Here is a 12,451-nt window from a genome sequence, read left to right as displayed (position 1 = left end):
GAACCACCCTTCTTTATTTCTTCCGGTCAGCGCTTCCCACCGAGCAGCGAGCCCATCAAACCCCTTGCCAATTGCCGCCCTAATTGCGACGCCGCTTGGCGCATGGCGCTCTTGAACATTCGCTCGGCAAGATCACCGAAAGCGTCACCTGCTTCATTCTTTGATGCCGGGGTGTTCTTCTGTGGCTCGATTTTGCTTGCCTGCCCTGCCCGTTCGCGCAGGATTTCATAGGCGGACTCCCGATCGATTGCCTTCTCGTAGCGTGTGCGTAACGGTGAGCTGGCAATCAGCGCACGCCTTTCCGCTTCGTCGAGCGGCCCCACCCTCGACTCTGGAGGAGCGATAGCCACGCGCTGGGCCATGGCCGGCGTGCCATTGTCTTCGAGCCCGCCCACCAGCGCCTCACCGATACCGAGGTCGACCAGCGAGTCCAGCGCGGAAAACGCTGGGTTGGCTCGGAAACCCTCGGCTACCGCACGCAAGGCCTTCTGTTCCTTGACCGTGTAGGCTCGCATCCCATGCTGGATACGCAGCCCTAGCTGCGCCAAAACATCATCTGGCAGATCCGCCGGCGACTGGGTAACGAAATAGACGCCCACACCTTTGGAGCGAATCAGCCGAACGACCTGAACCAGTCTGTCCTGCAGCGCCTTCGGGGTGTCATTGAACAACAGGTGCGCCTCATCGAAGAACAATGCCAGCAGTGGACGGTCCGCATCGCCGCGCTCGGGCAACTGTTCGAACAGCTCGGCCAGCAGCCACAGCAGAAACGTCGCGTAGATCTTGGGTGCCTGATGCACTAACCGGCTGGCATCCAGTAGATGAATCCTGCCGCGCCCATCGTGCGCAGGCTGAAGGATATCTTCCAGCGCCAGCGCCGGCTCACCGAACAACGCTTCGGCGCCCTGCTGCTCCAGGCCCGCCAGCCGCCGCAGCAATGCCTGTGAAGACGCATTGGTTAGCAGCGCCGCATCCTCACCCAACACCTCGGGTTGCGCCTTAAGGTGACCGAGCAGTGACTTGAGGTCCTTCAGATCCAGAAGCAACAGGCCTTCCCGATCAGCCACTTTGAACGCTGCGTAGAGCGCGGCCTGCTGGCTATCTGTCAACTCGAGCAAGCTGCCCAGCAGCAGCGGGCCCATTTCGGTAAGCGTGGTACGCAGCGGATGTCCGCTCAGGCCGTACACATCCCAGAGCGTCACGGGATAGGCCTGCGGTTGGTGGGCGAGCCAAGGCATGTCGGCGATGCGCTCGGCAATCTTTCCCTGGGGCGCTCCAGTCGCACCCAGCCCACACAGATCGCCCTTGATATCCGCCGCAAACACCGAGATGCCCGCATTGCTGAATTGCTCGGCGAGTCGCTGCAGGGTCACCGTCTTGCCAGTCCCTGTCGCGCCAGCGACAAGCCCGTGACGATTGATCAGCCGAAGCGGATGCGTATTGGCCTCACCGGTGGCATCCGCACCCAGCACGACGCGATCGTTATGTTTCATCTGACCGTCTCCAGAACGGATAACCGTGGATGGCCGAGCAACGCCAGCCGGGCGTCTCACCCATTATTCAGCCGTTGGAGGCGGCGACCTCAGCAGCAGTCCACTGCTCCCACAACGTTTCGGCGCCAGGAAAGTCCGTTCCGAGTTCAGGGCCGAGATGCTCCGGATCGTAGCGCTGCGTACAACCACTCCCGATGATCGGCGGCGCGCTAGCACCGGCCTGTTCCAATGGATCGGTCATGCATCCTCCCGTACCGAAAGCGGTGGTCAGTTGAATACCAGGGTCTTGTTGCCGTGAACCAGCACACGCTCTTGCAAGTGATAGCGCAGGCCACGCGATAGCACCATTTTTTCTACATCTTTGCCCAGCCGCACCATGTCCTCAATGCTGTCGCGGTGACTGACACGCACCACGTCCTGCTCGATGATCGGCCCGGCATCCAGCTCTTCGGTTACGTAATGGCAAGTTGCGCCGATCAGTTTGACCCCTCGCTGCGCAGCCTGATGGTAGGGCTTGGCCCCTACGAACGAAGGTAGGAAGCTGTGGTGGATGTTGATCACGCGCTGCGCGAACTCTTCACACAGCTCGGCCGGAAGGATCTGCATGTAGCGGGCAAGCACTATCACATCGGCCTGATGTTCACGCACCAGACGCGACACCTCGGCAAACGCCTCTTCCTTGTGTCCTGGCTTGACCGGCACATGGAAGAACGGAATTCCATGCCACTCGACCATGCTACGCAGGTCGTCGTGATTGGAAATCACGCAGGGAATATCGCAATCCAGCTCACCGCTGTGCCATCTGTGCAGCAGATCGGCCAGACAATGCGACTCGCGACTGGCCATCAGCACCACGCGCTTGCGCTGTTCCGAGTCGGTAATGCGCCACTCCATGGAGAACTCACGCGCTATCGGCGCGAACGCCTGATGAAAACCTGCGAGATCGAACGGCAACGAATCAGCACGGATTTCATGACGCATGAAAAACCAGCCACTCTGATGATCGGAGTGATGATTGGCTTCGGTGATCCACCCATTGTAAGTGGCCAGGAAATTACTGACCTTGGCGACAATGCCAACGCCATCGGGGCAGGCAATAACCAGCCTGAACGTGCGCATGAAAGTTAACTCCGGCTATAAAAAGGTGGCGCATTCTAGCGCAGCGAAGAAAACCGTAACCACATGATCGCACCAGCGCGCACCCTTCCCCGGTGTTCGCCGCCGGGCCACCATTTTAGGTACACATGAACCCCCAATAACCTGAGGGTTATCCTATACAGCGCCAGATACCGGTTTCGTAATATTGTGTCGCGGACAGCTACTCCGCCGATGCAGAGCGGGGCGCCTGGTAACCGGGACCTGACGTAGCGCTAACTTCAAGGAAGAATTATTTCGCCGAAGACTAACTGAACGGCTTTAACGGCCAATTTCAAAGAGAACCATAGTCAAACTTTATTCAACGCTATATTTACTTGAGCATTGCGGCTGTCTATGATTACCAACACTTGCGTTCAAACCTATACCAAGGAAGTCACATGTCGCTAATCAATGAATACCGCGCCACTGAAGAAGCCATCAAGGAACTGCAGGAACGCCTGAAATCTCTTTCTGCAGACGACAAGCTGAAAAAAGAGCTTGAATTCGAAGGCAAACTGCGTGAACTGATGGGCGAATATCAAAAATCGCTTCGCGACATCATTGCACTGCTTGATCCGGATGCCCGAAACAGCAAGACACAACGTACCGCAAAGGCCCCGGCCGCAACCAAGCGCGCCCGCCGTATCAAGCAATACAAGAATCCGCATAACGGCGAAGTGATTGAAACCAAAGGTGGTAATCACAAGACACTGAAAGAGTGGAAAGCGCAGTGGGGCTCGGAAGAGGTTGAAGGTTGGGCCACTCTGCTCGGCTAATTATCCCGCTACAGCTGAAAGCCATCTGACGCCTCATGCCACGCATGCGGATCAAATGGCTTTTTTGTGTCTGCTCAAATCAGCGAAGGTACCGCTCACGCAAGCCCTGGGCATACGAAGCCCATTGCTGAAGTAGCTGCGCCTGCTGCGAGGTCGCGGTCGTCAACTGCGCCTGCAGAGTACTTTCGAATTGCTCCAGCGTATTGGGCGCCCCAAACTCGGGCGCGGTTAAGCGTTGCCGGCAGAACTCATCCCATTGCTGCTTCTCGGCCGCCGAAAGGCATTCAGGAAAGTTGCGTGCGCGGTAACGAAAATGCAGTTCCGGTAGACGCGCATCATCAAACGGCGGCACTTCGCTCGAAGTTTGAGTCGGCACCAGATTTCTGACCTGTTCGCACAGACGCCGATCACGCTCGCCCAGGAAAGCTTCATAAAGTTGTTGCTCAGGATCCGCTAAGTCAGCGAACCCCTGCTCTTGATAAATATCGGCGAGTTTCGTGCTCCATTCTGCCTTTCGGCCGCGCAGATCGCGCGCCCTGGTTTCGCAACAACGCAGATCCAGGCCCAGTCGATCGATATCGGAGGCGCGCAAGACATTCATGGGCACCAATACGGGGCAGCGGTTCACATGTACCAGTTTCAGCGGGGTTGGCAGCTTCTCGCCAAGATCTTCCCGCCGGGTATACAGCCGCTCGCGGAGATCATCGGAAGTTTCTTCCCACAAAGGTGAGCATTCGGAGTTGAGGTCGCAAACAATCAGTGCGTTGCGATTACGTGGATGCCAGGCCAGCGGCAGAACTATGGAGAGATAATGCCGAGCGGCAGAAAAGCGCCCCGAGATATGTACCATCGGTTTCAAAAGCTCGATCTGCTCGATGACTGCATTCTTGCGGCGCAACCTATATAGGTAGTCATAGAGCCGGGGCTGACGATCCCGTATCAAACGGGCCAGTGCGATGGTTGCTCGCACATCCGATAACGCGTCATGCGCCTGTAGATGTTCGAGGCCGTTGGCCGCACTTAGGCGCTCCAGCTTGAGCGTCACTCGTCCGTCCTCCTCCGGCCAGACCAGTCCTTGGGGGCGTAGTGCATAAGCGGTGCGAACCAGATCGATCAGATCCCAACGGCTGTTGCCGCTTTGCCATTCGCGTGCATACGGGTCGAAGAAGTTGCGGTACAGACTGTAGCGCAGCACTTCGTCATCGAAACGCAGCGTGTTGTAACCCGCACCACAGGTACCCGGCAGCGCCAGCTCCTGATGCAGGCGAGTAATGAACTCCGCCTCACATAAGCCTTTCTCGGCCAAAGTCGTGGGGGTGATGCCGGTTACCAGACACGCAGCCGGATGCGGCAGGATGTCGTCGCTGAGGCGGCAATAGATATTCAGCGGCTCGCCAATTTCCTCCAACGCCTCGTTGGTACGGATACCGGCAACCTGCAGCGGCCGGTCGCAACGCGGGGAAATACCGGTGGTTTCAAAGTCATACCAGAAGATGCTGGATGTCACGTGGGGCGTCCCTATCGGTGTTCGGGCGCCAGTCTAGCAGCGCACCATTTCCGGCGTGCTGACCGGGACCACGAACGATCAGCGCCACCCACCAAAGCCCGGCCACGCAACCGAATCGCTCAGCCACCGTGGTAGTGATCCTCGTCGACGGCCGTGCGCCGTGGAGCATCGTTGAGCGGCAGGCGGGCCGGCGGGATGCTCGACATCGGACGAAAGCTGAAGTAATGATGCAGCGCGTCGATCATGTGACGTATTTCGCTGGGCGCGGAGACTAGTTCGAAACCGGAATCGAAGCTGCCCGGCGTGACGTCCTCACGGGACCAGCGGCAGGTTGCACTGAAGTCGACGCAACGCAGCTGGCCATGCTGACCGGGAATCTTCAGACGCATCTCGAAGCGCGCATCGACCATCATCGGATAGGGACTGATGAGCATCAGCCCGGTCTCTGAAAGGTTGCCGATGAAACCTAGTGGCTTGTCGGTGAAACGATTGAAAACGTTGAGGTAGTACGGCAACTGGTGCCGCTGGATACTGCGCTGATTGGTCATGTTCATCGTTCCCGCCTGCCGCACGTTTGATTGCCGTGACCATCGCCCGCCGCTCAGCTGCAGCTCTGACTGATACGACTGGCCAACTGCCGCCGCGCCGCCCCTATCTCCTCATCACTGTAGTAGACCCGTCCTCCGTTTGCATCGGCACGAAAGTAGCGGCCACCTCGGGACAGACTCGACAATTCCTGACGCAACTGACGGCACGTCTGCTCGCGCTCGGCACGGCGTGTGCTGGCGGCGTCATCGGCCAGCTGCTGCTCTTGCCGACGGGCCTCGTGAAATCGTTCGGTACGCGCCTCCCGCTCGCGAGTCGCGTCGTCACGCTCGATGACCTGCGGTCGCACCTCGACCTGCTCAGCACCGGCGCGCGGCTGCGAGCCGAAATGTACATTTCCCTGGGAATCTACCCAGCGGTAAATACCAGCCGTTGCACACGGCGCGACCAGCAAGCCTGCGAACAGTATGGATGCGACACGCATGGGTTCCTTCCCGTCCAGTCACGATGACCAGCTCAGTTTCACGGTTTGACGGGATGGGTCACTACCCGCTCCTCGGGTTGATAGTGCCCCAACTGACGCAACGTCTCCAGTCTGGCGCGGCCACGGAAGGCGTATTCGCTAGCTGGATAACGGGCCTGGATGAATCGATAGGTTTCCGCCGCATCGACGAACAAGCCCTGGCGCTCCAGGCATTGGCCACGCAACAGCGAAATTTCCGGCTGAAGGTTGTCACGGGGACGACTGCGACGCTCGGCCTGGGAGAGTTCGAGCATCACCTTGTCGCAATCGTCGTTGCGGTAATGGGTATAGGCGGCATCAAGATGGCGGTCGAGTGCACTTCTGCTGCTACAGCCTACGCTGAGAGTGGCCAGAAAAAGAATGGCAAGGGTTCGCATGGGTTAGTAATCCTCCGATGCCGGCTTATCGACCATGACGAGAAAAACTGCAGCCCGCTCGGCGCCCGAACGATGTGCCGTCCCGCCCCTTAAAGAGTAGTGAAAGCCAACGATGACTACAGCCGCACGCCATAGTAGCCTCCGGCCCATTCAGAAAAAGGAGCAATGAATGACTTCGCGCCGTACCAAAATCGTCGCCACGCTAGGCCCGGCCAGCAGCTCGCCGGAAGTACTGGAAAAAATGATCCTGGCCGGACTCGATGTCGCGCGCCTGAACTTCTCTCATGGTGCGCCGGATGAGCATCGCGCCCGGGCGCAACTGGTACGGGATATCGCCGCACGACATGGCCGTTTCGTCGCGCTGCTGGGCGACCTGCAGGGACCGAAGATTCGCATCGCCAAGTTCACCAACAAGCGCATCGAGCTGGCCGAAGGCGACAGCTTTCGCTTCTCCGTCACCCACCCGCGCGACGCTGGCAACCAGGAAGTGGTCGGCATCGACTATCCGGACCTGGTCAAGGATTGCAGCGTCGGCGACGAGCTGCTACTCGACGATGGCCGTGTGGTCATGCGCGTCGATGCGACGACCGCCGATGAATTGCACTGCACCGTGCTGATCGGCGGTCCGCTGTCGGACAACAAAGGCATCAACCGTCGCGGCGGTGGCTTGACCGCTCCCGCGCTGACCGCCAAGGACAAGGCCGACATCAAGCTGGCCGCGGATCTGCAGCTGGACTACCTGGCTGTCTCATTCCCGCGCGACGCCGCCGATATGGAACTGGCCCGCCGTCTGCGCGACGAGGCCGGCTCCAGCGCCTGGCTGATCGCGAAGATCGAGCGCGCCGAGGCGGTTGCCGACGACGAAGCCCTCGACGGGCTTATCCGTGCCAGCGATGGCGTGATGGTCGCTCGCGGCGATTTGGGCGTGGAAATCGGCGATGCCGAGCTGGTTGGCATTCAGAAGAAGATCATTCTCCACGCACGTCGCAACAATAAGGTGGTGATCACCGCGACCCAAATGATGGAGTCGATGATCCAGAGCCCGATGCCGACCCGCGCCGAGGTTTCCGATGTAGCCAACGCCGTGCTCGACTACACCGATGCGGTCATGCTGTCGGCGGAAAGCGCCGCTGGCGAATACCCGATCGAAGCGATTAAGGCGATGGCGCGCGTCTGCGTCGGCGCCGAGAAACATCCGACCAGCATCAAGTCCGGCCACCGCCTCGGCCAGCGCTTCGAGCGCAGCGATGAAAGCACGGCGCTCGCGGCGATGTACACCGCCAACCATTTCCCGGGCGTCAAGGCGATCATCAGCCTGACCGAAAGCGGCTATACCACGCTGATCATGTCGCGCATCCGCTCCTCGGTGCCGATCTTCGCCTTCACCCCGCATCGCGATGCCCAAGCCCGCGTGGCACTGTTCCGTGGCGTGCAGACCGTTCCGTTCGACCCAGCCGCACTGCCGGCCGACAAAGTCAGCCAGGCGGCGGTAGACGAACTGGTCAAGCGCAACATCGTGCAGCCGGGCGATTGGGTCATCCTGACCAAGGGCGACAGCTATCACGACTCCACGGGCGGCACCAACACCATGAAGATCCTACGCGTCGGCGATCCGCTGAGCTGACAACCACGCCGAAAGGTATGGCCCGTGCTGCCATGCCTTTCGGCACGCTTCATTTTCAACCAATCGCGGGCGTCCTCGCTCAGGCCTGACGGACCAGGAACGCATCGCTCAGAATTTGACCTCGGGCTATCCCCGCCAGAAACATGTGTTTGGCGCTTTCCTCGACGAAAGCAGCTCCGCCGCAGATCAAAACCCGCTCCTGCCGCGACGCCACGCGCAGCGCTTGCAGCACGTCTTGCGCCTGCCTCCGCTCGAAATATTTCACGCTCAGATTTTCGTGCTGCCCGGCGAGACGCTCCAGTTCGGCTCGCAGATAGGATTCACCCCGACAGAAATGCAGCAGCCGAACAGGCCCGGTATGCCCCTGCCGCAGCGCTTCGCGCAAAATGGACCAGAGCGGCGCAAGCCCGGTGCCGGCAGCCAGTAACAGTAAGGGCTGGGTCTGCCAGCCGACGTCGTAATGCAGCGCGCCCTGGTGTAGCTGGCCGAGACGCAGGCTATCGCCAAGAATCAGGTTGCGCGCCGCCTCGCTGAAGGCTCCGGGTCTGGCGCAGTCCAGGTGGAACTCAAGCCAAGGCTCTTCGCCCGGAACGCTGGCGAGCGAATAGGAACGCGCGATACCGTCGCCAGTCCACAGCAGCGCATGCTGACCCGCGCGGTAGCGCACAGGGCGATCGGGCATCAGGCGCAACCGAAGAACATCCCCACCGAACCAGTCGAGCCCCTCCACGCGCGTCGCCACGCCCTCTCGCTGGGGGTCGAACGGGGCGACTTCGACGTCTTCGGTCACGGTGCATTGACAGGCGAGCCGCCAGCCCTGCAGACGCTTACCGACATCGAGCGCATCCGGGCGAGCATCCTCTGGTTCACCCGCCACGCACCGTACCAGGCAGGCATGGCAGCGCCCCGCACGGCAGCTGTAGGGCACGTTCAGACCCGCGCAGTTGAGCGCATCGAGCAGGTTGCTGCCCTCACTCACGCGCCAGGACCGAGCCCCGCAACGGATCTCAGGCATCGACAGCCGCCCAGCTTGCTTCGCAGCGGTTACGTCCATTTTCTTTGGCGCGGTACAGCGCCTCGTCCGCCCGTTGCAACGCCTCGCCCAGGTCATCGCCGGCATTGAGCAACGTAAGCCCGACCGACAGGCTGAGATGCCCTGCCTGCATATTCACATCCAGTGGCTGGGCATTAGCGAACGCCTCGCGCAGGCGCTCACAACAGGCACTGAACTGCTCGGCGTCGGTGTGCGGCAGCAGCAACACGAACTCCTCGCCGCCGTAACGAGCGAGTATGTCGCCGTCGCGTAGACACGAGCGCGCCACCGAGGCGAAGGTCTGCAGCACACGATCACCCGTGGCGTGTCCGTGCAGGTCGTTAATCCGTTTGAAATGATCGAGATCGATCAGGGCGAGACCAGACCTGTGCCCCGCACGCAGCCGGTTCAGCTCATCCTCGGCTCGCCGGAGAAAATGCCGACGGTTGTACAGCCCGGTCAGCTCGTCCGTGGACGCCAGATCCTCCAGCTGCCTCATCATGCCGCGCAGCGTCTCCTGATGCGCCTGGAGGGCGAAACGACGCTGGCGCATGCGCTGACGCAGCTTATAGACGTACCCGACGAACAGGCACATCCAGATCAAAGTGACCAACAACACACCGGTCTGCAGCAACGCCACCTGCGGGTCGCGCAGTTGCCCCTGCTGAGCGTCATACAACGACATGCCGACGAAGCTGAGCAACGCCAGCACAGCGTAGCGGGTGAAGACCTTTGGATGGAGAAATACCGCAAACATCAGCACCAGCACATAAAGCACCAGCAGCGAGCCGCGGTTGTCGCCGAGATTGAACAGAAAGAAGGTCAGCCAGACCAGCGCAACCAGCACCTGCGGTTCGGTCAGGCTGGGGTCGCGAAAGCGCAGATTGTGGCCTCGGTAGAAGATCCCGAAGAACACCAGTTGGCTGGCCAGAATCATCACCGAACCGACTATCGCAGTGTCCAGCGGCGCCTGGTAGAACCCACCGGCCACGGTGATCCAGGTCAAAAGCAAAGCAAGGCCATAGGTGCCGGCCGCCATGCCGAAACGTTTGGTCACCAGTTGCTGAAGCGCCTGCTGATCGCTTTCGTCACGAAGCGTGCGCATGGAATCCATCCCATAGTGGCAATTCGACGCACTTTACGCTGACCGAGCGAAAAAGCCCATAAGCAGCCGTTTCGAAGCTGCGGCGAGATATCAATCGACTCGATTGCGACCATTCTGTCGCCTTCTGCCAACGAACCTTCATATACCTTGCGCCTGTATGAAGCCTGCGGCTCGTTCTCTCGTTTGATGATCGATTGACGGCCGCGCCGCCCCGGTTCCTCTGTGCATCCCTTCACCTTTGGTCCGTCTGTGTACCCGCCCGGTCGGCGGGTTATACTGCCGCGCCTTTTTTATCCCGCGCGTGTCGGTCTCTTCTCGACACGCCCGTCTCCGCCCCGCCAAGAGGACGCGCTGCATGACCGTGATCAAGCAAGACGACCTGATTCAAAGCGTTGCAGACGCTTTGCAGTTCATTTCTTACTACCACCCCGTCGATTTCATCCAGGCGATGCACGAAGCCTATCTGCGTGAAGAGTCGCCAGCCGCGCGTGACTCCATGGCGCAGATCCTGATCAACTCGCGCATGTGCGCCACCGGCCATCGGCCGATCTGCCAGGACACCGGCATCGTCACCGTCTTCGTGCGCGTGGGAATGAATGTGCGCTGGGATGGCGCCACCATGAGCCTGGACGACATGATCAACGAGGGCGTTCGCCGCGCCTACAACCTGCCGGAAAACGTCCTGCGTGCTTCGATCCTCGCCGACCCGGCGGGTTCCCGCAAGAACACCAAGGACAACACCCCGGCCGTCATCCACTATTCCATCGTCCCCGGCGACAAGGTGGAAGTGGATGTTGCAGCCAAGGGCGGCGGCTCGGAAAACAAGTCGAAAATGGCCATGCTCAACCCGTCCGACTCCATCGTCGACTGGGTACTCAAGACCGTACCGACCATGGGCGCCGGCTGGTGCCCGCCGGGCATGCTCGGCATTGGCATCGGCGGTACTGCCGAGAAGGCTGCGGTGATGGCCAAGGAAGTGTTGATGGAGTCCATCGACATTCATGAATTGAAGGCACGCGGCCCGCAGAACCGCATCGAGGAGCTGCGCCTGGAGCTGTTCGAGAAGGTCAACCAGTTGGGTATCGGCGCTCAGGGCCTCGGCGGCCTGACCACCGTGCTCGACGTGAAGATCATGGATTACCCGACCCACGCCGCATCGCTGCCGGTGTGCATGATCCCCAACTGCGCCGCCACCCGCCACGCGCACTTCGTGCTCGACGGTTCCGGCCCAGCCGAACTCACGCCGCCGCCACTGGATGCCTACCCGGAAATCGTCTGGGAAGCCGGCCCGAGCGCGCGTCGCGTCAATCTCGACACCATCACCCCGGAAGAAGTACAGAGCTGGAAGCCGGGCGAAACCGTCCTGCTCAACGGCAAGATGCTCACCGGTCGCGACGCGGCGCACAAGCGCATGGTCGACATGCTGAACAAGGGTGAAGAGCTGCCGGTGGACCTCAAAGGCCGCTTCATCTATTACGTCGGCCCGGTCGATCCGGTGGGCGACGAAGTGGTTGGTCCGGCTGGCCCGACCACTGCGACCCGTATGGACAAGTTCACCCGCCAGATCCTTGAAAGCACCGGCCTCTTGGGCATGATCGGCAAATCCGAGCGCGGCCCCATCGCCATCGACGCGATCAAGGACAACAAGGCCGTCTACCTGATGGCAGTTGGCGGTGCTGCCTACCTCGTGGCTCAGGCGATAAAGAAGTCCAAGGTGTTGGCCTTTGCCGAACTGGGCATGGAAGCCATTTACGAGTTCGAAGTGAAGGACATGCCGGTGACCGTCGCTGTAGACACTAACGGCGAGTCGGTGCACATCACCGGGCCTGCGATCTGGCAGAGCAAGATTGCCGAAAACCTGGCGGTTGAAGTGCAATAACTTCAACTAGGTGCCGCTATTGCCGGCGCAGAGTGATGACGAACCCCGCTATTTAGCGGGGTTCGTTTTTCAGGGCATGTCGTTTTTGAATGACCTACTGACTCTATGAACATCGGCGAGCCCATGGGAGAGCATTCACCGTGAGGTGCGTCTCACCGAAGCGGCACGGTGCAGGCCTTTTACTTACAGCAGTGACGTCACCGCCGGGCTTGGTGCAGCCTGATAAACAACGCCTCGACTTTTTCCCGCGCCCACGGGGTTTTGCGCAGGAAGGTCAGGCTCGATTTGATGCTGGGATCGCTCTTGAAGCAGCGAATATCGACGCGCTGCGCTAGCCCGTCCCAGCCGTACCGCGCCTGTAGCTCGACAAGGATGGCTTCGAGCGTCATGCCATGGAGCGGGTCTTTCGTGGGTTCTCGCACTGAGGGCCTCTGTATCCGAAACCGTCCGA

General features: G+C 60.3%; 13 protein-coding genes. 3 read left to right on the top strand and 10 right to left on the bottom strand.

Annotated features, from left to right (window positions below; genetic code table 11):
• Positions 1–26: 26 nt before the first annotated feature.
• The 3 genes from V6943_RS13750 to purU form a co-directional block, all read right to left on the bottom strand.
• A complete protein-coding gene (locus V6943_RS13750; protein WP_340553983.1) occupies positions 27–1,493 on the bottom strand; it encodes a helicase HerA-like domain-containing protein in 1,467 nt (488 codons plus the stop codon).
• Between the two features lie 67 nt (positions 1,494–1,560).
• Entirely contained in the window at positions 1,561–1,734 is a 174-nt protein-coding gene (locus V6943_RS13745; RefSeq protein WP_340553982.1) for a hypothetical protein, read from the bottom strand.
• 26 nt (positions 1,735–1,760) lie between these two features.
• The gene (purU, locus tag V6943_RS13740; protein WP_131650706.1) at positions 1,761–2,612 is read right to left on the bottom strand and encodes a formyltetrahydrofolate deformylase; all 852 of its coding nucleotides are present in this window, start codon (positions 2,610–2,612) and stop codon (positions 1,761–1,763) included.
• A 416-nt stretch (positions 2,613–3,028) separates the two neighbouring features.
• Here purU and mvaT point away from each other — a divergent pair, with 416 nt between their 5' ends.
• Complete coding sequence (gene mvaT, locus V6943_RS13735) at positions 3,029–3,406, top strand: histone-like nucleoid-structuring protein MvaT (RefSeq protein WP_131650707.1); 378 nt, start codon at positions 3,029–3,031, stop codon at positions 3,404–3,406.
• Between the two features lie 79 nt (positions 3,407–3,485).
• Here the strand turns inward: mvaT and sbcB are convergent, their stop codons facing one another.
• The 4 genes from sbcB to V6943_RS13715 all read right to left on the bottom strand — a co-directional run bounded on the left by sbcB (position 3,486) and on the right by V6943_RS13715 (position 6,359).
• The gene (gene sbcB / locus V6943_RS13730) at positions 3,486–4,913 is read right to left on the bottom strand and encodes an exodeoxyribonuclease I (RefSeq protein WP_181100388.1); all 1,428 of its coding nucleotides are present in this window, start codon (positions 4,911–4,913) and stop codon (positions 3,486–3,488) included.
• Positions 4,914–5,032: 119 nt separating this feature from the next.
• A complete protein-coding gene (locus tag V6943_RS13725) occupies positions 5,033–5,467 on the bottom strand; it encodes a PilZ domain-containing protein (RefSeq protein ID WP_181100386.1) in 435 nt (144 codons plus the stop codon).
• Positions 5,468–5,514: 47 nt separating this feature from the next.
• Positions 5,515–5,943, bottom strand: a complete 429-nt coding sequence (locus V6943_RS13720) for a DUF4124 domain-containing protein (protein ID WP_131650710.1) — start codon at positions 5,941–5,943, stop codon at positions 5,515–5,517.
• Between the two features lie 38 nt (positions 5,944–5,981).
• Entirely contained in the window at positions 5,982–6,359 is a 378-nt protein-coding gene (locus V6943_RS13715; protein ID WP_131650711.1) for a tetratricopeptide repeat protein, read from the bottom strand.
• 169 nt (positions 6,360–6,528) lie between these two features.
• On the opposite strand from V6943_RS13715, the gene pyk reads away from it, so the two are divergent.
• Positions 6,529–7,983, top strand: coding sequence for a pyruvate kinase (gene pyk / locus V6943_RS13710; RefSeq protein ID WP_131650712.1), 1,455 nt, complete (start codon positions 6,529–6,531; stop codon positions 7,981–7,983).
• Positions 7,984–8,062: 79 nt separating this feature from the next.
• On the opposite strand, the gene V6943_RS13705 is transcribed toward pyk, so the two are convergent.
• Positions 8,063–8,998 (bottom strand): iron-sulfur-binding ferredoxin reductase, encoded by a 936-nt coding sequence (locus V6943_RS13705; RefSeq protein ID WP_181100384.1) that lies wholly within the window; start codon positions 8,996–8,998, stop codon positions 8,063–8,065.
• Positions 8,991–10,121 (bottom strand): GGDEF domain-containing protein, encoded by a 1,131-nt coding sequence (locus V6943_RS13700; RefSeq protein ID WP_181100383.1) that lies wholly within the window; start codon positions 10,119–10,121, stop codon positions 8,991–8,993. The genes V6943_RS13705 and V6943_RS13700 overlap by 8 nt, the downstream gene beginning before the upstream one ends.
• Positions 10,122–10,476: 355 nt before the next feature.
• Between V6943_RS13700 and V6943_RS13695 the strand changes: the two genes are divergently transcribed.
• Positions 10,477–12,000, top strand: coding sequence for a fumarate hydratase (locus tag V6943_RS13695; protein ID WP_340553979.1), 1,524 nt, complete (start codon positions 10,477–10,479; stop codon positions 11,998–12,000).
• Positions 12,001–12,197: 197 nt separating this feature from the next.
• On the opposite strand, the gene V6943_RS13690 is transcribed toward V6943_RS13695, so the two are convergent.
• Entirely contained in the window at positions 12,198–12,422 is a 225-nt protein-coding gene (locus V6943_RS13690; RefSeq protein ID WP_181100382.1) for a VF530 family protein, read from the bottom strand.
• Positions 12,423–12,451 lie beyond the last annotated feature (29 nt).

The organism is Pseudomonas sp. CBC3 (assembly GCF_037967085.1).
Classification (GTDB): domain Bacteria; phylum Pseudomonadota; class Gammaproteobacteria; order Pseudomonadales; family Pseudomonadaceae; genus Stutzerimonas.
This window is presented reverse-complemented; position numbering and strand designations above follow the sequence as displayed.